The organism is Microcystis sp. M049S2 (assembly GCF_020245625.1).
GTDB lineage: Bacteria > Cyanobacteriota > Cyanobacteriia > Cyanobacteriales > Microcystaceae > Microcystis > Microcystis ichthyoblabe_A.
In genome coordinates this window covers 1-20,833 of record NZ_JADBUN010000107.1, presented here as the reverse complement: position 1 = coordinate 20,833, position 20,833 = coordinate 1, and the positions used below count along the sequence as shown (strand labels likewise).

The window sequence follows — 20,833 nt, the reverse complement described above, 5'->3', positions numbered from 1 at the left end:
GCTTTTGAATGAGCATTGACTGATCAGCAGTTAAGGTCATGGTCATAATCTGAAATTACCGAAATTTATCGACAAAAATAAGCTAAACTAACGGCAAAGATAATAGGTTTTAATTTTTTCCTTGGGATTACTTATGGACGGTATTTGTACCTTAGCCAATGATCGCATTTACGATCAATTAATCGCTCTACTCAATAGCATCGAGGTAAATGGGGGAAAAGATCTTCCTGTTTGTGTCTATCCCTACGATGACAACATCGAACGGATCAGAGCGGAAATTGCTCAACGTCCTAACGTACAGTTATTTGATAATCGAGACGTGATCGATCTCTGGGATAATTTCGCTAAATCTGCTTGGGAACCCCATCCTACCGCTAAAGAACGCTGGTTAAAGGCTGGTAGCAAAGGTTATCATCGTTTTGGTACCCATCGTCGTTATTGTGCCTTTGATGGGCCATTCGATCGCTTTATCTACATGGATGGTGATACCCTCTTGATGAGTCCCTTAGATCAGGTTTTTGCACAGTTAGATAATTATGATTGTGTGGTTTACGATTTTCAGCACAAAGATATCACCCACGTTTATGAAGTTACTTCCCCAAAATTATTAGAAATCTTTTCCCAAGAACGTCTTAACCAAGAAATTTTCTGTTCGGGTTTTTATGGCTCAAAAAAAGGTTTATTTGACGAGGAACGCCGCAATTGGCTAATCGAACAATTGCGAGCAGGAGAAGCAGAAATAGTTTATCCTATGGCAGTAGATCAACCTCTGTTAAATTATATGATGATGCGCTCAAATTGTGCTATCTCGAATCTAGCTCTTCAATTGCCTAAAGAAGAACGCACCGGCTGCTGTGTCACCTCTCCCCATTTTCAGGCTTTAGATAATATTCTTTACGATAAGGGCAAACGGTTGACATACCTTCACTACATTGGTTTATCTTCCTCTCTGTTTACTCGACTTTGTAGCGGTGAAAATCTCGATTTTCCCTATCGAGATATTTTCTTACACTATCGTTATCTCTACGAACCTAGTCAACGTCCTATATTTACCGGTAGTCCCAAACCCTATCAACCACCGACCCCAACTTTTTGGCAAAAAGTAACCAGAAAACTCGGCTTAGGAAAATAATAATTAGGAGTGAATAATCAGTTTTCAGGTTATTAAAGACTGATTATTTATTGCCCCTTTTGCCTATTGCCTATTGCCTGTCCTGATATGTAGCTTATACTCAATGGATTTAGTACCAGTTATCTTAAGGGTGAGTTAGGAAGTCTCTGGTTTTAGGGAACGGGAAACATTAGCCAGTCGTCTGGGGATGATAGCAAATTAGGTTACACTTCATCTGTAGAAGAAACGCTGTAACCTAATTCCGATGATGGCTGTACTTTCTGACCTATTTTTGGTTCCGTCCCTGCCAACAATCTTTTAATATTACCCTGATGACGAACAATCACATAGATTCCCCCCATCAAACTAAATAAAATATAGGGGAGAGGTTGACCCAAAATAACCATTAAAATATTCACCACCAGCGCCCCGATAATCGAACCTAAAGAAACAATCCGGAAAAGTGCGAGCATAACTAAAAAACTCGCCAAAGTTCCGCAAGCCACTAGGGGATTCATCACTAATAAAACCCCTAAACTGGTGGCGACGGATTTACCACCACTAAAATTCAAGAAAATCGATTTACTATGACCGATGATTGCCCCCAATGCTGCCCCGATAATTAACCAGTAATACCAACTTTCTGGGAGAGGATTGACATCAACAAAATATAGCCCGCGTACCAGGGCCACCGCCGCCATTCCTTTTAACATATCAATTAATAACACCGTCGCCCCAGCAGTTTTTCCCAGAGTTCTCAACACATTGGTAGCCCCGGTGGAACCGGAACCATAGTCACGAATATCGATACCTTTGCTGTATTTACCGATTAAATAACCCGTGGGAATTGAACCGAGCAGATAGGATAAAAGTAAGATAGTAACACTGATAAGAATCGGAATAAGCATAAATTAAGCTGTTCGTAATTTAAATTGCTTGTTGAGACGAGGCAAGAGGGAAAAGGCAAAAGGCAACAGTAAAGGGATTGGGGGAGGTTCGGCTAATCTAAGAATAAGCGGGTTAAATGCGTCTTAGCTTAAACCCAATTTTTAGCAAGAGCGAGCGCCGTTATCAGTGTATCAGCCCGAAGACAAAAACCACTCACAGGGAACCATAGACGGGAATTGCCGCCCCGCGCAAGTCTTTCGCCCCTTCCCCCGCTAGAAAACAGATCACCTCGGCTAGAGATTGGGGACTTACCCAGTCCTTGGCATTTGCCTCTCCCATCGCTTCCCGGTTGCCCGGAGTATCGATAACACTTGGCAAAACCACGTTAGCAGTAATATTAGTCTGTTTGGTTTCTTCTGCGATCGCTTGGGTTAAAGCCACTACCGCCGCTTTCGAGGCACAATAGGCGGCCAGATTTGCCCCCGGTTGTACGGCACCACGAGAACCGATAGTGACGATACGACCATAATTATGGAGTTTCATCGAGCGTAAACAGTGTTTACACAGTAAAAAAGTGCTATGGAGGTTTAAATCAAACATTTTTAGCCAATCTTCATAGCTAAACTCCTCCGTCGCCCCCATGGTAAAACCCCCGACTAGATGAATTAAAACATCGACCCGACCGAGATCATCAATTAATCTAGCCACGGCAGTTTCTTGGGTTAAATCCACCCTGACAAAGCGAATACGCTCAAATTCCGCCGCACTCAGCCGAGATTTCAGACGACCCACCTCCCTTTCCTCCCGATAGGTCATGGTTAGATGACCGCCATGGTGTAAAACCGCCGGAGTGACTCCTAAACCCAGTCCTCCCGTACCGCCGGTCAGCAATACCCGTTTATCTTTCATATTGATTGATAGATAGTCGATCGCTCCAATTATAGATGATTTAACCGGGCAATTAGGCAATATTACAGCCTTTCTCGCCGGGCTAGGATTCCTTCATCGCTTGTTTTTTCTCCGCCTTCAGGTCGCGACTGCTGGCGGCGGCAATTTCCGCATCCATCAGGGTGCGTCCGGTAGCTGCTAGATAGACATCATCGAGACTAGGACGGGATTGGGCCATGCTAAACACGGGTAATCCCGATTCGGCTAGGGTTTGTTCAATTTTGCTTAAAGGATTGCTATTGGCCGTGACGATGAGATTAAGGGAGTTACCCTGGGCGGTATTGACGATCACTTCCTCGACAAAAGGCAGACGGGATAATAATTCTTTCGCTTGGAAAGCTTCTTCCTCTGGGGAAAATTCTCGCACTTTTAGGGTAATGCGATCGCCGCCCAGTTGCTCCTTCAGTTGTGAGGGGGTACCGCGAGCGATGACGATACCATTGTCGATAATTGCCAAGTTATCGGCCAAAGCGTCGATTTCTTCGAGATAATGGCTGGTAATTAATACACTGGTTCCAGCTGCCCGCAATTGTCGCAGAAAATCCCAGACAATCAAACGACTTTCGATATCGAGGCCCACAGTCGGTTCATCCAGCACCAAAACTTCCGGCTGATGCAGTAATCCCGCCGCTAAATCCAGCCGTTTTTTGATGCCGCCGGAATAGGTCCCCGTTTTTTTGTCGGCGTATTCCTCTAATCCTAAAAGATTTATTAATTCTTTGATGCGCTCTCTTGACTTTTGAGCGGGAATGTGATATAGAGCCGCTTGTAGTTGCAACAGTTCCCGGCCCGTGAGCATTTTATCGAGGGCGACTTCTTGGGCAACGTAACCTAGGCGTTTACGGGCGGATTTGGGGTTATTCAGGGCATCGACACCCCCCACCTCGATTTTGCCGCCATCGGGTTTAGCAAGGGTACAAAGACAGCGAATCGTGGTGGTTTTTCCCGCACCATTGGGACCGAGTAAACCGAAGATTTCTGCCGCTGCCACGGTAAAGGAGATATCTTTAACCGCTGCTGTCTGACCGTAGGATTTTTTTAACTTTTCGATCGCCACCGCAAGGGTCATAAGCTGATTTTCGCCCACTTGAGCGAGACAATTTTTTTGTTAACTTTCTCGGTCTATTTTAACCCAGATTCCCCACTGCAAAATCTGGTACAGCTATGTTTATCTTTTCCGATCAAGATAAACTTTGACGGGATTTGGCCTCATCCCCAGAGAACCTGCTGCTGTTCCACCGTTGCCTGTTGGCCCGGGCAACTTATTCCGACAGCATTGTTCACGTTAACTTAAATTAACTTTTTTGGCAAAAGTGAATCGGAACAAGGGTTTTTCGCTAAATTGATAATGATTATCATTCTAATTAATGAAAGAAATCATGGTTCTACAGGTCTCTAGGGTAGGATTAGTTTGTGATGCGAATAAAATCCGCAAAAAAAGCCCTACATCTCCATTTATCGCCGTTAGCTTCATTTTATCGCTTTCTTTCGCCCTGGTAACTGTGGCTAAGGCGGAAGAGCCTGCTATTGGTCAGAGTTTGCCCGAATTTTATATCGGGGTGGATAATCAAATCACCTTAACTCGGGGCATCTATGAGGGATTAGCCAATCCTAACTATAACCGGTTAAGTCTTCTGGTTGCTCACCGAGAGGGAAACCCTCATTTTCACGGTATCGGCACTTACAGTTATTCCGGCCCGTCTGGTAATCCGGTAGTTAATCCCACTAACACCAATAATCGCATTCCTGAGACTTCTACAGGATTGCCTCCTCTCTCCTTAATTGCAGGAAAAGGAATTTTTCAGAATAGTTTTGTTAGTGCTGCCACTGGGGAGGAATATAGCAATCTACTGATGCAATCAGTGGCAACTATTAATAATTCCTCTGACTTGGGAGAACAAGCTCTTTTTAACAGTTCTGGGGGACGGTGGAATCAGTCTTTAGGTAATGCCAACCTATCCTTACAACTGTTAGAGATTAGTGATGGATTAACAGTAGCTAACTCTTTAGGACAGACAATTTTAGCTAATGCTGGAGATATCTATGGGATCGGTACCGGTGATAACTTCTTCTTTTTACCGAAGTTTCTTGCTTCTCGACCGGGAAAATATTCAGCCAGTTTTAAGCTGGTAGATCTTAGCCTTTCTTGGGGAGAGTCAGGAATTTTCAATCTAGATTTTCAAACAGTTCCCGAACCATCAACTCTGATCGCCTTAATACTGTTCGGGTCAATTTTATTAACTCGATCGAGCAGTAAAAACTAAAACCAATCGGTTTTGGAGAGAGCAAAATTATCTCCAAAACCGCGCTAGATCGAGATCGGCTTTGTTGAAATGGAAAACAGGGATTATTCCCTAAAAAACTAGCAACTTTTTTGACTATAATAACGACAAGATTATCGGTATAGTTTTAAACTATCCTAGGATAAGCCCTATCTCGATCGCAATATATATTTATGAAATTTAGTGAAATTGCCCAAAAATTAAGCCCTTTAGTCTCTGCTCACAGTTTAACTGCCTATCCCGACAGAAATCCCCAAATTAAAGCCATAACTCCCATCGAAACCGCCCTAGTCGATACCATTAGCTATATCGAAGGGGGAAAATTTGCTGCCTTTGTCGCCAAAACTGACGCTACTGCCCTAATTCTGCCCCTGGATACCAATTTACAACAACAGGCCGACGAACGCGGCATCGCTTGGTTAGCTAGTGCCAATCCCCGACTTTTATTCGCCCACGCCATCAAATTATTCTATCAACCCTTTCAGCCCCAACCCTACATTCACGCCACCGCCGTGGTGCATCCATCGGCTAAAATCGGCCATAAAGTCGCCATCGGGGCCCATGCTGTGGTGGAAGCGAATGTCATCCTCGGTGATGGGGTGTGCATTCATCCTAACGCCGTTATTTACCCCGGGGTGTATATTGGTGATCGCACAATTCTCCACGCTAACTGTACCATCCATGAACGGGTACAAATCGGCAATGATTGCGTTATCCACAGTGGCGCTGTTATCGGTGCGGAGGGCTTCGGTTTTGTGCCGGTTCCCGAAGGCTGGTTTAAGATGGAACAATCGGGTATCGTGGTCTTAGAAGATGGGGTAGAAATTGGCTGTAATAGCGCCGTGGATCGTCCGGCAGTGGGAGAAACCCGCATCGGTAGCCAGACTAAGATCGATAATCTCGTCCATATTGCCCATAATTGCCAAATTGGCCAAGCTTGCGCCCTAGCAGGACAGGTGGGCATGGCAGGAGGCGTAAAATTGGGCAATCGCGTTATTTTAGCGGGACAGGTGGGCATTGCCAATCAAGCAGCGATCGGAGACGGTGCGATCGCAACCGCTCAAACTGGCATTCACAACGATATCGGGGCAGGAGAAGTGGTTTCTGGCTCTCCCGCTATCCCCCATAAACTATTCCTCAAGGCAGCAGCCGCTTACAAGCGTTTACCCGAAATCTATCAAGCGGTTAAGCAGTTGAAAAAATAGCCCTATTCAGGAGACAGGAGACAGGAGACAGGAGATTATTTTTATTTATTCTCCCCATCCCCCCACTTCCCCACACCCCACACCCCACACCCCACACCCCACTTCTCCATCTCCCCACTTCCCCACTTCCCCACACCCCACACCCCCATCTCCCCACTGATAACTGATAACTGATAACTGAATCAAAGTGACTAGCAAAAGCAAGGGCGCTATCGCCGCAGGACATCCAAAAACTGCCGAAGCTGGACAATTAATCTTAGAAATGGGCGGAAATGCTTTTGATGGGATTGTTGGCTCGATTTTAGCGGCTTTCGTGGTCGAATTTACCCTCGCTTCCGCGGGGGGCGGCGGTTTTTTACTGGCACATACGAAGGAAAAAGTCAATACCCTTTTTGATTTTTTCTGTCAAACTCCCAAATCTAAAAAACCCTTGACAAATATCGACTTTTACCCAGTGGCGATCAATTTTGGTGGTGCTAGTCAAGATTTTCACATTGGCCGAGGTGCGATCGCGACTCCGGGGGCGTTACGGGGATTGGAAACAGTGCAGAAAAAACTAGGAAAATTACCCTTTGCCGTGGTAGCGGAGCCAGCGATCGAATATGCTCGACAAGGCTACATTTTGAGCCAATATAACGGCTTTTGCCTGGGTTTACTATCTTCGATCCTGCTCAAAGATAGAGAGGGCTTAAAAGTCTATGCCCCGCAAGGAAAACTCCTCCAAGCTGGCGATCGCTGTGTGATGAGGGATTTTGCCAATAGCTTAGAGGAATTAAGCAAAAAAGGCGTAAAAGACTTTTATGAGGGAGAAATCGCCCACCAAATCGACAAGGATATGCAGGACGGCGGTTATCTTACCCTAGAGGATTTAAATCATTACCAAGTCCTTGAGAGAAAACCCCTAAAAACCCAATATCGCGGGTACGAAATACTGACCAATCCGCCTCCTAGTTCTGGAGGAATTCTCCTGGCTTTTGCCCTAAAATTACTGGAAACAGTCAATTTATCGGCTTTAGAGCCTCTAGGAGCCAAACATCTGCAAATTTTAACGGAAGTGATGGCCTTAACCAATCAAGCGCGGGTTCAAGGCTACGATGATTTTATCCATCAGGAGGGAATCGAAGATAAGTTCCTCTCACCAGAATTTTTAGGCAAATATGCCAATAAATGGGGCAGTACCACCCATATTAGTGTTATCGATGGGGAAGGTAACGCCGCCAGTGCCACCTTTTCCAACGGCGAAGGATCGGCTTATACCGTGCCGGGGACGGGAATTATGCTCAATAATATGATCGGGGAAGCGGACTTAAATCCCTTTGGTTTTCACAATTGGCCTGTTGATCGTCGTTTATCCTCAATGATGTCGCCGACAATGATTTTAGAGGAAGGAAAGCCGCGATTTGTTCTCGGTTCTGGGGGTTCCAATCGCATTCGCACCGCTATTTTGCAGGTTATTAGCAATTTAATCGATTTTCGGCAATCTCTCCCTGATGCGATCGCTGCTTCGCGCATACATTGGGAAAATCAACAATTAGGAGTTGAACCTTGGGAAGATCGGGAAAATCTGCTCGAAAATCTGGTTTTACCCGCAAATACTCAAGTATCCCGGTGGCAAGAACAAAATATGTTTTTTGGGGGTGTGCATGGGGTGGCAGTGAATGATTGGGGAGAATTAACCGCTAAGGGGGATCCGCGTCGGGAGGGGGTAGGATTAGTAATGGGGGATTTTTAGGTAATGGGTACAACTTGCAGGCGTAACCCAAGTGCTTGCAAAACCTTAAGAACTGTAGCAAACTCACCGATTACCCCGATTCGACAAAGATTTATAGAGACTCTCCCGTCCCAAACCAGTCTCGCGAGCAATATGAGTCATCCCTTGAGAACGAGCAATATCGCCTAATGCTGCCACTACTAAGCTAGGATCGCCATCTTCGAGGGCAGCTTCCAGATAAGCGGCGATATTTTCTTTTGTTTTCAAATGATCTGCTGCATCCCAAGGATAAGTCTGAATTGTAGCCATAGAGAACCTCCTATAAGTCTTGGGCTAAATCTAATGCTGTTTTGATGTCCCGTTCAAAATCAATCGAATCTTATTTTAGCCGGTGCTTAAAAGACGGTGGCTTTCATGCTCCCGTGTTACTATCGGTAATTAGTAATCGGCCAACATAGTGGTGTGAGCTTGTTTACTTCTTATCGTTTACTGTTTACTTTTGAGATACTCATGTTGCTCTTGCGTTATGGTATTACCGTGAGTGCGGTGCTTGGGTTGATTTTCTTGGCTGAATCCTCGGTTAAGGCACAAACTCAGTCCGCTGCCGATTTATTGAAGAAACCCCGACCTACTGCCAATCCCGTTTCTCAATTACCCGGTCCATCGGCGGCACCGGCAACCACGGAAGCGGATCCCAAAGCCCCCAATTATCTTAATCCTAGTGGCAATCCCCTAATTTTTCCCACCAAACCAGATGAGGTGAATATTAGGGTAGTACAACCGCTCACCTTAAATCAAGCGATCGAATTAGCTTTAAAAAATAATCAGACCTTACAGACAGCCCGGGTCGATTTAGAAATCGCTCGCGCCCAATTAAAGGAACAACAGGCGGCTTTATTACCCACGGCCCAGGCGGAAACCAGTCTCACTCAAGATCAATCGGCAGTTGCCCAAAGACAGAATGAGTTGGCTCGTCAACAGGGAATCCCAGCCACTACACCCGAAGATAGTACCAACTTTCAGGGTAGTGTTAGCATCGTCTATGGGGTTTATACAGGGGGTGAACGGACAGCCCAGATCAAAAGGGCCGAAAAAGTCATCCGGCAAAGGGAATTAGAGGTGGAACGAGTCTCGGAACAAACTCGTTTTGATGCCACCGATGCCTATTATGAATTGCAGAGGGGTGATGCTCAGGTAGCGATCTCCCAAGCTGCGATCGAAGATGCTAGTCAAAGTTTACGCGATGCTCAATTATTGGAGCAAGCGGGACTAGGAACCCGATTTGCTGTCCTACAGGCGGAAGTTGACCTGGCCAACGCTAACCAAGACTTAACCCGGGCGATTTCTAACCAGCGTATTTCCCGACGGCGACTGGCGCAGATCTTGAGTGTCGGTCAGCACATCGAGTTAACCGCTGCCGATGAGATTCGCGAGGCGGGAACTTGGGGCTTAAGTCTTGATGATAGTATCGTTTTGGCCTATAAAAATCGCGCGGAATTAGAACAACAACTATTACAGAGGGAAATTAGCGCAGAAGACCGCTCGATCGCTATTTCGGCGGTGATTCCCCAGGTGGACCTTTTGGGCGAGTATAATGTCCTCAACGATCTCAGTGATTCTGCTGGTTTTGGCGATGGTTTTAGCGTCGGCGGCCGGATTCGTTGGACTTTCTTTGATGGTGGTCGTGCTTTTGCTCGCGCCCGTCAAGCGGAAAGAAATATCGATCGCGCCGATACGGAATTCTCCCTCCGTCGCAATGAAATTCGCCTTCAGGTGGAGGAATCCTACTATAGTTTGATTTCTAACCAAGAAAACATCAAAACTTCGCAAAAAAGCATTGAATCAGCCACGGAAAGTCTACGATTAGCCCGTTTACGCTTTCAGGCGGGTGTGGGAACCCAAACGGACGTTATCAACTCCCAACGGGATTTAACCGATGCCAGAAGTCGTTATCTACAGGCGATCGTTGATTACAATAAATCCTTGAATAGTCTCCAGCGATCGATTAGTAATTTACCGGACAATCGTTTGTTTGAAGTGCGTTAATTGTGCGATTTATTGATGTGTGGTGTGGGGGGAGATGGCCAAATCTCCCCTATTTTAACGAGTTTCGATGATTCTAATCTGTTGTTCCCGCAATTGCTGCAGGGTGGGAGTTTCCTGCAGTTTTTGCACCTAACGATAGGAATTACTGCGAAACAAAGCTGATCATAAATTGGACGGCTTTTTTTCTAGGCCGCTTGCAGAACATAGAAGGTATAACCATAGAAGTTGCTGAATTTCTCAAAAAGTTTCATCTCTTCTTCAGTTTCACGAATAACCGATGAGCTACTTGGGCTGATTTCCAGCTGCCCGATTCGCTCACGGAGAGGTTGATAATAATTTAGCCACCAAACCTGACTGGGCAGCCTCTGGGTAGAAAGTACCTTAAAACCAGACCTATTAGCCCGAACGATATTCTCAAACTCATTACCCATTGTATGATAGGCGTTTTGCCAATAGGCCACAGCAGGCTCTGGCAGCTCATCAGTAAACCAACTCATCTCCGAGATGACGGCGATCCCGTTGTTAGAAACAAGCGGTCGCCAGATTTTAAGAGCCTGCTCAAACCCAAGATTATAAGCGGCCCCCTCAGACCAAAGTAGATCAACTGAACCCACTGACCAATCAAGTTTAGCCATGTCACCATGAATTGGAATGATTAAATGCTCAAGACCAAGCTGTTTTGCTCGGGTTTTGAGTTCGTCGATAAAAACCGACGAGGAATCCACTGCCATGACAGGGCTTTGGTAGTATTGTGCCAGCAGTAAAGCACTAGCACCACTTCCACATCCTAGATCGGCAATTCGCGGCTTGAGGGGCAAAATAGAGAGATTACTCAAAATTTTTAGGGAGAAGTCAGAGTCACCAGGCCCTTTACGGTCAAGTCCACGGTGTAAATCAGTTAAAGCGGCAACATACTCAGTTTGATTGTCTGTAGTCATAGAGATTTTTGCTGGCTCTAATAGCTGAAAACAGCCCATTCCTCCCCTTCGACTTGGCTCAGGGCAAGGCTTAATCGGTTAGGCGATCGTTCCCGTCAGGGGGGAACTAGGACTGGCATAGGACTTAATCGGCATTCTTCCCGCTAAATAGGCTAAACGTCCCGCTTTTGCCGCCATTGCCATGGACTGCGCCATCATAGCTGGATTAGCCGCCATAGCGATCGCACTGTTAATTAATAAAGCATCGGCCCCCATTTCCATGGCCCGGGCCGCTTCTGAGGGTGTACCGATCCCGGCATCTACCACCACCGGAATTTGGGACGATTCGATGATAATCGCGATATTTGCCTCATTTTTCAGCCCCTGTCCCGACCCGATTGGCGATCCTAATGGCATAACCGTGGCGCAGCCAGCTTCCTCTAAACGTTTGGCTAAGAGAGGATCGGCGTTAATATAGGGCAGTACGGCAAAACCTTCTTTAACTAATTGTTCGGCCGCTTGCAAAGTTCCGATCGGATCGGGTAATAAATATTTAGGATCGGGAATAACTTCGAGTTTAATAAAGTTATTGTCTTCCTGTCCCAATAATTTGGCCATTTCTCGTCCTAAACGGGCCACCCGAATCGCTTCTTCGGCCGTTTGACAACCGGCAGTGTTGGGTAACATCCAAATTTTAGACCAATCGATCGCCTCTGCTAATCCCTCATGACCGGGTGCGTTCGTTTGTACTCGTCTAACGGCAACGGTGACAATCTGACATTCACTGGCACTAATACTTTCCTGCATAGTCGTCAGATTGGCATATTTGCCAGTTCCAGTCATCAAGCGGGAGTGAAAGGTTTTCCCAGCAATAGTGAGGCGATCATTCTGGGGCGATAAAAGTGCTTGGGGTTTATTCTCAATAATAGTTAAGGACATAGGTGGAATAGTAACGGGTGATGGTTGATTAAAGCGATCGCAGCGAAAATGGGCCAAAATGGGATTAACTTTGTCATTAATCACCAGGTCAGCAATCAAGGAAGCAGTGACAGGAGCGAGTAAAATGCCATTACGATAGTGACCGGTGGCTAAAATTAGGTTATCACAGCTACTGCGGCCTAAAATGGGCAATTCATCCGCTGTACCTGGACGGAATCCCCACCATATTTCCTCGATTTCCCAGTCAGCTAAAGGGGGATAGAGACGGGTAGCGCGTTCAAAAAGGGTTTGTAGTCCTTGGGGTGTATTACCCGTTTGCCAGGCGACTTTTTCGGAAGTGGCCCCGATAATTAAACGACCATTGCGACGGGGAACGAGATAGGTTTGTGGACCGAATAAAACCCTAGTTAAGGTCTGGTTAGGGGGCATTTTTACCGCGGCCATTTGACCTTTGACGGGATGGATAGGGAGGGGTAAAAGTTGACTGGCCCAGGATCCCGTCGCTAAAATGTAAATTTTTGCTTCTAATTCCCCAATTGAGGTATAAATACTCTTGACTTTTCCCTGCTTTTGCTGTAATGCGTGGACTTCTACGCCTTGGCGAATTTCTACCCCTAAATTTTCGGCCGCTTGTTCCAGCGCAGTCACTAGCTGCCGGTTGTCCACTTGTCCATCGTCGGGATACCACCAACCACCGACCACATCTTTACCTAATCCGGGTTGGTAGAGGTGAACTGCATTGCTATCTAACCAAATTTTATTAACTTCCTCGGTAGTAACGGGCTGCTCTAGCTCGTAAACGGGAGCAAGAATACCGCAGGGATAGTAACCGCTGTTTATACCCGTTAAATCCTCGATTTTGCGGATCCATTCTGGATATAGCCAGCGCGATTGCAGGCAAAGATCGAGAAACGGACCTGGGGGAATCCCTTCCGCATGGGGGGCCAACATTCCCGCAGCCGCACGACTAGCGGCCTGAGCTATATCTCGAACTAGGAGGGTAACTTTTGCCCCGCGCAATTGCAAATCGACGGCGATCGCTAATCCGATGATACCACCGCCCACGATCAAAATTTCGCTAGTTGAGTTCTTGACCCTCCCATGGCTAAAAGCGAGGGATTCTTGGTTCAACGACATGGCTTAAAAATCTAAAGGAAATGTAACCTTGATCCTAACTCGCAATTAGTCAGCTGAGAGGAGGGAGAAGTGAGGCTACTGGCATAATTCAAGATTAAGATGATTTGTAGTCAATCTTTTCTAAGCTTCCCTTTTTCTTTAGAGCATTATGACTTCCTCTACTGTCGATCGAGTTTATCAAGGTCAATTCGGAGAGTTTACGATTACGGATAGCGATCGCCTAGGCGTGCGTCTCTACCGTCTGGGATTAAATTTAGCGGCTTTTAGTTTCGCTGTCGCTACAATTATAGTTCTCACCGGACCGCAATTATTGCCCCTGACCAACCTTTTATACATTGGTTTTTGTCTGGGGTTAGGCATCAGTTTATTGACTATCCATATTTATTTAATTCCCCTCCATCGTCTCCTGCAATTTTTTTGGCTAATCGGGGCGATTACTTCCCTAATTTTCAGCCTCTATTCTCACCTTTCTCCCCTAGAATTTGTCTATAACCATCCGGTGAGTTTATTCGGTGTGGGCTTTATTTTTGCTAGTCTCACGGGGATTTATTTCAAAGAAGCTTTTTGTTTTAATCGTCTAGAAACCAAGTTTTTAACCCCTCTAGTTCCCACCCTTTTACTCGGTCATCTTTTGGGGATATTGCCCTTAAATTGGGAAAAGGGGCTATTAATTCTCTGGGCGACTTTATTCCTGATCTTTGCTCTGAGAAAGTTAAGCCAACCTCTCCCCAACGATATCGGTGATAAATCAGTCTTTGAACATCTTAATCATTGATGAACTGATAACTGTCTCGGAGTCTCGGAGTCTCAACTAAGTAGGGAGGCACAATTATAGCGTTTCCTGTTCGCAAGAGGTACATTATCGATGTTGAAAAGCTTAATTAGCAAAGGTTTAACTGTGCCACACAGGTGTGAGAACCGCTATATTTGTAGGATGGGTTAGCGGTAGCGTAAACTATGCGGGCGTTGGGTTTCATGCTTCAACCCAACAGTCGCTACGTTCTACCTCAAAATCGGTAAAACCCTACACCCTACACCCCACACCCCACACCCTGCCGCCACGACAAACTTTTTCAGCAAACCCTACCTATCTGGAGTCCTCGATGGTAGCCGGATTAGTAGTATTGGCAGTCTTGCTAGTGAACATTTGTATTAGACTAAAACCAACAAAAGCGAGTAAGGCTATGCCACCAATAGTAGTAACAATTTTACCCACGAGATTTTCTGTGCGGGGTTGTTCGGGGGCATCCTCGTTGGGATCCTCCGAATGGGCAAAACGATTGTAGAGGAAATCGAGAGCTTCATTGCGGAGTTCGTAGTAACGGGGATCCTCGGTAATTTGGGAACGAACCCGGGGACGAGCAAAAGGCATCTTTAACACCTCCCCAATTTTAGCGCTCGGGCCGTTGGTCATCATCACCAAGCGATCGCACAAGAACAAAGCCTCATCGATATCGTGGGTAATCATCAACACCGTTAACTGGTGTTCTTGCCAGATTTTCAGCAATTCTTCCTGTAATTCCTCTTTGGTGATCGCATCTAAAGCCCCAAAGGGTTCATCGAGGATGAGGACTTGGGGACGAATGGCCAGGGCGCGGGCGATCGCTACCCGTTGTTTCATACCTCCCGATAATTGGGGGGGTTTTTTCTGGGCTGCTTCTGTCAATCCCACTAAGGATAGATTTTCTTCCACGATCTTCACCTTCTCAGCATGAGATTTTTCGGGATAAACGGAATTAACCCCGATATAAACGTTCTCAAAGGCAGTTTTCCAGGGCAAAAGCGAATAATTTTGGAATACCATCATCCGGTCTGGTCCTGGTTCCTTAACCTCTTTATCCTGTAGCAGCACTTGCCCACGACTAGGAGAAGAAAACCCCGCCACCATATTTAAAAGGGTCGATTTACCGCAGCCGGAGTGACCGATAATGCAGACAAATTCCCCCTCATTGACTTGCAGCTCCACACCGTCTAAAACGGTGTAAACCCCTTCGGGGGAGGGGTATTCTTTGGCAACATTACTAACTAATAAAAAAGGCTGGGTGGTGGTGCTGGAATTCACGGTCTTATCGGTAAAAGTTTGCATATTCGTCCTAGATTTATTTTAAGGTGGGCTTTGCCCACCACAACCATTAATTCGGGTCTGCTGAAAAAGTTTTTCGTGGGGTGTGGGGTGTGGGGTGTGGGGTTTTAGAGATTTTCATCTGGTCAATTACCTAATTTTCAGGGAAAAAGTCCAGGGATTTTCCCCCCGATCACTCCCATATCTCGTACTTTTTGATTGCCAAAAAGTCTAAAAGTTTTACCCAACAAGGTTTTTAGATTTATTCAGCCAACCTTAATTAGCGATGGGATCATCGAGGAGAACTTCTGAGACGCGATAATCGCGACGGATCGAGAAACGTTCCAGATAGCCGATCGGATCGTCGGGATTGAAAATAAGATGATCAAAGAGGGCGAAACTGTGGCGATCGGGTTCCAAATCGGGAAGGCCCAGGGACCGGCAAGCTTCACCAAACAGATCGGGACGACGGACGCGTTCAATCACTTCCACCCAGTTGCGGGGGAAAGGCGCGTAACCCCAACGGGCAAGCTGAGTTAGGGTCCATAGGGCCTCACTCCGGCCCGGACAGTTAGCTTGATCGACGTAAAACTGATTAAATCGGAATAGGGGTTCGGGGGCAGTTCCTAAACCGCGATCGTAACCATCGAGGAAACCGGGGCGGATAATTGCGCTATCCACGCCCACATACTGGGACTGACTGAGAATATTAACGATTTCTTCTCGATTACGCTGATCATCGCAGTATTCGCAGGCTTTAATTAAAGCTTTCACCATGGCGATATGGGTTTCGGGATGTTTCGCTGCCCAAGTTTCCTTGACTCCGAGAACTTTTTCCTGGTGTCCGGGCCAAATATCAAGATCGGTGGCGATAACGTAGCCTAATTTTTCGTGAACGGCGTAGGAGTTCCAGGGTTCCCCCACACAATAACCGTCGATCTTACCCGCTTTTAGTAGGGAAACCATTTGAGGCGGCGGAATTACGGTTAAATTGACATCACTATCGGGATCGATGCCGCCACTAGCTAACCAGTAGCGTAACAGCAGATTGTGCATGGAAGCGGGGTGAACCATGCCGAAAGTGGCGATTTGATCGGGACTTTGCAGGAGGGCCTCCTTTAAGTCCTCCAGTTTTTCTACCCCCAATTCCCTGTATTTATTGCTGAGGGTGATGGCGTTACCGTTGCGACTGAGTACCAAAGCACTAATCACGGGGACAGAGGGCTTATTGCCGGCCCCAATGGTCATGCTGAGGGGCATTCCCGCCACCATCTGGGCCGCATCGAGACGACCGGTGGCCACTCCTTGGGCGAGTGCTTTCCAGTTGGGTTCCCGTTGCAGGATAACATCCTCTAATCCTTCCTCGGCGAAGAAGCCTTTCTCTTTGGCGATAATAATCGGGGCGCAATCGGTGAGGGGGATAAAACCGATGGTGGGATTGGTTTTCAGTCGGGTAGCTTGGCCGATCACTGTTACTGGTTCGGTGGGTTGGCCGACTTTCTTCGATCGCTTCTGTTGGTTGAGGAAATAAACGATCTCGTTACGGAGGGAGTAGTAACTGGGGTGGTTAACTACTTCTAAACGATGCCGGGGCCGGGGAATGGGAACATCGAGAATCTGACCGATATGGGCCTCTGGACCGGTGGTTAACATCACCACTCGATCGGATAGTAATAGGGCTTCATCCACATCGTGCGTGACCATGATACAGGTAACGTGGCTTTCCTCGACGATTTCCATCAAACGTTCCTGTAAATTGCCTCTGGTTAACGCATCCAGCGCCCCAAAGGGTTCATCGAGTAGCAGGACTTTTGGCCGTAGGGCTAAAGCGCGGGCGATCGCTACCCGTTGTTTCATGCCTCCCGATAATTCTCCCGGTCGTTTGTTGGCGGCATGGCGCAGGTGTACCATATCGATACTATGTTCGATGACACTTTTGCGTTCAGCAGCCGGTAGATGACGCAGCACGCGGTTAACTCCTAGGGCGATATTTTCCCGGACGGTTAACCAAGGCAGCAGCGAATAATTCTGGAACACCACCATGCGATCGGGACCGGGACCTTTAATTTCTCTTCCCTCTAAAATCACCCCTCCCACCGTCGGGCGATCGAGTCCAGCGACCATATTTAAGAGGGTGGATTTCCCGCAACCGGAGTGACCGATTAAAGAGATAAATTCCCCTTGAGTAACGCTGAGATCGATATTTTTTAGGGCGATATATTGACGGCCATCGGGGAGAGGGAAAACCTTATCAATGTGATCGACTTCAATAAATGCAGACATTTTCAGTTATCAGTTATCAGTTATTAGTTATTAGTTATCAGCTTCTGAAGGCAAGAGGCAACAGGCAAGAGGCAAATGAAAGAATCTAGCAATTCTCCTATCTAACAAGACGGTTAGAAACTAGGTAGATCAAAGCTTTTAGCTTAACAAATTAGGTTTTAGATTCGACCCTTGTTATCGGGGGTGAGGTGGGTTGGGTGGCTAATAATTTAGTTTTGAACCTCACCCACTTTTATTTACTTGTAACAATTAAACTTATTTATTTTCTTCTGGTACAACTAATTTAGCGATGTAGGCCATGAGGCGATCGAGTAGGAAACCAACAATACCCACATAAATCAGGGCGAGGATAATTTCACTGATCATGGAACTATTCCAAGCATCCCAGATAAAGAAGCCAATTCCCACGCCACCGATCAGCATTTCTGCCGCTACAATCGCCAACCAAGATAAACCGATACCGATTCTTAATCCCGTGAAAACGTAGGGAACGGTGGCGGGAAAAAGAATATTAAAAAAATATTCAACTTTGGATAATTTTAGCACTCTAGAGACGTTTTTATAGTCTTGGGGAACCTGTTGTACTCCCACGGCTGTGTTAATAATAATTGGCCAAATTGCTGTAATAAAAATTACAAATATGGCACTAGGTTCGTTATTGCGAAAAGCCGCTAGGGAGATGGGCAGCCAAGCTAGGGGGGGAACGGTACGCAGGATTTGGAAAATCGGATCGATCGCATCATAAACTAAAGCGCTGCTACCGATTAAAATACCCGCAGCGATACCAACAATAGCGGCAAGGGTAAAACCGACGGCCACCCGTTGTAAACTGGCGAAAATTTGCCAGAATAACCCCACATCCGTGCCACCATTATTGAAAAAGGGATTAATAATTAATTCCCAGGTATCGCTAACCACTTTAGTGGGACTAGGGAGGGGAGCATCGGGACTAAAACAGAGTATTTGCCAGATGAGAAGGAAAATTAATAAAGCAATCGCCGAAGTTGCTAGTTTGGGTAATTTTTTTTTGAGGTCTTTTACCCATTTCGGACCTTGAGAACGACGAGAAATAGAAACAGCCATAATCAGTTATCAGTTATCAGTGGTGGAGTGGTCAGTGGTTCAGTTATCAGCATCAGTGATCAGTTATCAGTTATCAGTTATGAGCAAATCATCTTTAACTGTTGACTGGTTACTGATTACTGAACACTGATTTAAACCTTTTTAATCTTGAGAGATTTCAGGTAAGCGGTGGGATTTTCGGGGTCAAAAGTAACACCATCAAAGAAAGTTTCCACACCGCGAGAGGTAGAGGTGGGAATTTGATCAGCCGGAACATTGAGGGCTGTGGCGGCTTCTCTCCAGATATCTTCCCGGTTAACTTTATCAACTAAAGCTTTGATGTCCGTATCGGCGGGAATATAGCCCCAACGGATGTCTTCAGTCACAAACCAAGTATCATGACTCTTGTAGGGATAGGAAGCGTTATCAGCCCAGAATTTCATGGCTACGGGGCTATTTTCGATTTTGCGACCATCACCGAAATCGATATTACCTTGCATTCTTCCCAAGATATCGGCGGGGTCAATTTTCAGCCATTCCCGTCCTGAAATAATCTCGCACATTTCCTTAACATTAGCGGGATCGTTGCACCATTGCTGCGCTTCTAGAACAGCCATAGTTAAAGCTTTTGCCGCTTTGGGATTTTTATCCACCCAATCGGCGCGTAAAGCGAAGGCTTTTTCAGGGTGATCCTTCCACAGTTCCCCAGTAATCAAGGCCGAATAACCGAGTTTTTTGTTAACTAATTGGGCGTTCCAAGGTTCCCCCACACAGAAAGCTTGCATCGTGCCGACTTTCATGTTAGCCACCATTTGTGCCGGAGGAACAACAATTAGGGATAGATCTTTATTCGGATCGATACCACTGGCGGCTAACCAATAGCGCATCCAGAGATCGTGAGTACCACCGGGGAAAGTGACGGCGGCTTTAACTTCTTTGCCGGCAGATTTAGCTTTAGCGAAGGATTCTTTCAGTACACCGCTATCGAGGGCAACTTTTAGATCCATGTATTCGTTAGCCACAGAAATCGCTTGACCGTTGGTATTCAAACGCGCCAGAATATACATTGGTACGGGCTGTTTGGTGATTTTGCCCAAGGTCATTAGGTAGGGCATGGGGGATAAAATATGCGCCCCATCGATACCGTTACCCGCCGAACCTAATTCGAGGTTATCCCGGGTTGCAGCCCAAGAGGCTTGTTTCATCACTTGCACATCGGGCATCCCGTGTTTAGCGAATAAACCTTTTTCCTTGGCGATAATTAAGGGGGCAGCGTCGGTGAGGGCAATAAAACCTAGTTTAGCGGTGGTGACTTCGGGAGTTTCTCCACTGGCAACGGGGGAAGCTGCAGGACTGCCGGCCGGGGAGGGACTGGTCGCGGTATTATTGGGAGTGGCGCAACCGTGGAGAATTGCTGTTCCTACGGCAGTGGCCCCGGCAGTGAAGATAAATCTACGTCTGGAAAGTTTACTCATGGACTAAAAAATCGTGATTAGAAACTAAACAAAGGTGATGAAACGGTGAAAAATTCTCATTATTTCCCCTAACTGACTGCGGTGATAACCGAGAAAATTTCTTGAAAGTAACTGTTGATTCAGTAAGGAGGCTTTGACTATTTTTATCTCTTGATCGCTTTTGCTTCTCCATCTGGGGAGATTTAGCAGTAGTTTTTGTCTAAGAGATTTTTTCTAGAAGCATAACAGTTTTGAGGAGTCGATAGATAGATAGGGGCGGTTTTTGGTCATCTGGGCTAGAAAGATCAGTTTATTTCAGGGTTATCACCGAAGCAATTAACTTAAATTTACAGTCTTCAACGGGAAAGATAGTATAGATTGTTACAAAATATTGCCAGCCATGTAATAAAAGCATAAAAATTTGTCTGAAACGCATGGTAGAGCGATGGGGATTTTTAGCTATCTTGACTCAGTTATCGGATTTGAGTTTGCAGTTCAATGATTACCAGTTGGGTGCATCTCACATTTGTGAATCTCTCCCAGTTATGATGACCAGCAGAAGTTATTACGCCAATGGTAGAGGCCCATCGTGGTCAGTAAGTTTATCGAACTGCGTGCGCCCAAAATGTAATAAGCTGCCCGGGTATTTAAGTAGCTGGTTATAATTAAATTAAAAATGGATTTTAGGTTCGATCCCCCCTGCCCCCCTTGATAAGGGGGGTGCCGATCCCCCCTTAGTCCCCCCTTTAATCCCCCCTTAATAAGGGGGGCATCTGACAACTTTTAAC

At 46.2% G+C, this 20,833-nt stretch carries 16 protein-coding genes; 6 read left to right on the top strand and 10 right to left on the bottom strand.

The annotated features are described in order from the left end of the window. The first annotated feature begins 133 nt into the window (after window positions 1–133). Complete coding sequence (locus IM496_RS09060; protein WP_287661768.1) at window positions 134–1,132, top strand: Npun_R2821/Npun_R2822 family protein; 999 nt, start codon at window positions 134–136, stop codon at window positions 1,130–1,132. A 203-nt stretch (window positions 1,133–1,335) separates the two neighbouring features. On the opposite strand, the gene plsY is transcribed toward IM496_RS09060, so the two are convergent. The 3 genes from plsY to IM496_RS09045 form a co-directional block, all read right to left on the bottom strand. Beyond that, on the bottom strand, window positions 1,336–2,019 hold the full coding sequence (gene plsY / locus IM496_RS09055) for a glycerol-3-phosphate 1-O-acyltransferase PlsY (RefSeq protein WP_502861779.1): 684 nt from the start codon (window positions 2,017–2,019) through the stop codon (window positions 1,336–1,338). Between the two features lie 193 nt (window positions 2,020–2,212). Next, complete coding sequence (gene fabG, locus IM496_RS09050) at window positions 2,213–2,908, bottom strand: 3-oxoacyl-ACP reductase FabG (RefSeq protein WP_002799931.1); 696 nt, start codon at window positions 2,906–2,908, stop codon at window positions 2,213–2,215. Between the two features lie 82 nt (window positions 2,909–2,990). Further along, window positions 2,991–4,016, bottom strand: a complete 1,026-nt coding sequence (locus tag IM496_RS09045) for an ABC transporter ATP-binding protein (protein WP_149107602.1) — start codon at window positions 4,014–4,016, stop codon at window positions 2,991–2,993. Window positions 4,017–4,314: 298 nt separating this feature from the next. Here IM496_RS09045 and IM496_RS09040 point away from each other — a divergent pair, with 298 nt between their 5' ends. The 3 genes from IM496_RS09040 (at window position 4,315) to ggt (ending at window position 8,166) form a co-directional block, all read left to right on the top strand. After that, a complete protein-coding gene (locus IM496_RS09040; protein ID WP_287661767.1) occupies window positions 4,315–5,211 on the top strand; it encodes an all3515 family Zur-repressed PEP-CTERM protein in 897 nt (298 codons plus the stop codon). 191 nt (window positions 5,212–5,402) lie between these two features. Further along, window positions 5,403–6,434 carry a UDP-3-O-(3-hydroxymyristoyl)glucosamine N-acyltransferase gene (gene lpxD / locus IM496_RS09035; protein WP_287661766.1) on the top strand — a complete coding sequence of 344 codons (1,032 nt, stop codon included), beginning with the start codon at window positions 5,403–5,405 and terminating at the stop codon, window positions 6,432–6,434. 187 nt (window positions 6,435–6,621) lie between these two features. Further along, window positions 6,622–8,166: a gamma-glutamyltransferase gene (gene ggt, locus IM496_RS09030; RefSeq protein WP_194017174.1), complete on the top strand. Its 1,545-nt coding sequence runs from the start codon at window positions 6,622–6,624 to the stop codon at window positions 8,164–8,166. Between the two features lie 63 nt (window positions 8,167–8,229). On the opposite strand, the gene IM496_RS09025 is transcribed toward ggt, so the two are convergent. Next, complete coding sequence (locus tag IM496_RS09025; RefSeq protein WP_228009759.1) at window positions 8,230–8,454, bottom strand: addiction module antidote protein; 225 nt, start codon at window positions 8,452–8,454, stop codon at window positions 8,230–8,232. Between the two features lie 201 nt (window positions 8,455–8,655). On the opposite strand from IM496_RS09025, the gene IM496_RS09020 reads away from it, so the two are divergent. Continuing rightward, the gene (locus IM496_RS09020) at window positions 8,656–10,191 is read left to right on the top strand and encodes a TolC family protein (protein ID WP_193957152.1); all 1,536 of its coding nucleotides are present in this window, start codon (window positions 8,656–8,658) and stop codon (window positions 10,189–10,191) included. A 185-nt stretch (window positions 10,192–10,376) separates the two neighbouring features. On the opposite strand, the gene IM496_RS09015 is transcribed toward IM496_RS09020, so the two are convergent. Together IM496_RS09015 and thiO are read right to left on the bottom strand one after the other, a co-directional pair. Beyond that, window positions 10,377–11,129 carry an SAM-dependent methyltransferase gene (locus IM496_RS09015; protein ID WP_228009760.1) on the bottom strand — a complete coding sequence of 251 codons (753 nt, stop codon included), beginning with the start codon at window positions 11,127–11,129 and terminating at the stop codon, window positions 10,377–10,379. A 78-nt stretch (window positions 11,130–11,207) separates the two neighbouring features. After that, window positions 11,208–13,184: a glycine oxidase ThiO gene (gene thiO / locus IM496_RS09010; protein WP_287661765.1), complete on the bottom strand. Its 1,977-nt coding sequence runs from the start codon at window positions 13,182–13,184 to the stop codon at window positions 11,208–11,210. A 148-nt stretch (window positions 13,185–13,332) separates the two neighbouring features. Here thiO and IM496_RS09005 point away from each other — a divergent pair, with 148 nt between their 5' ends. Beyond that, complete coding sequence (locus IM496_RS09005) at window positions 13,333–13,959, top strand: DUF2301 domain-containing membrane protein (protein ID WP_287661764.1); 627 nt, start codon at window positions 13,333–13,335, stop codon at window positions 13,957–13,959. 312 nt (window positions 13,960–14,271) lie between these two features. Here the strand turns inward: IM496_RS09005 and IM496_RS09000 are convergent, their stop codons facing one another. The 4 genes from IM496_RS09000 to IM496_RS08985 all read right to left on the bottom strand — a co-directional run bounded on the left by IM496_RS09000 (window position 14,272) and on the right by IM496_RS08985 (window position 20,066). Next, entirely contained in the window at window positions 14,272–15,270 is a 999-nt protein-coding gene (locus IM496_RS09000) for a nitrate ABC transporter ATP-binding protein (protein ID WP_194017180.1), read from the bottom strand. Between the two features lie 252 nt (window positions 15,271–15,522). After that, complete coding sequence (locus tag IM496_RS08995) at window positions 15,523–17,529, bottom strand: ABC transporter ATP-binding/substrate-binding protein (protein WP_287661763.1); 2,007 nt, start codon at window positions 17,527–17,529, stop codon at window positions 15,523–15,525. 255 nt (window positions 17,530–17,784) lie between these two features. Next, a complete protein-coding gene (gene ntrB, locus IM496_RS08990) occupies window positions 17,785–18,612 on the bottom strand; it encodes a nitrate ABC transporter permease (RefSeq protein WP_194017859.1) in 828 nt (275 codons plus the stop codon). A gap of 131 nt (window positions 18,613–18,743) precedes the next feature. Further along, window positions 18,744–20,066, bottom strand: coding sequence for a CmpA/NrtA family ABC transporter substrate-binding protein (locus IM496_RS08985; protein WP_194017857.1), 1,323 nt, complete (start codon window positions 20,064–20,066; stop codon window positions 18,744–18,746). Between the last annotated feature and the right edge of the window lie 767 nt (window positions 20,067–20,833).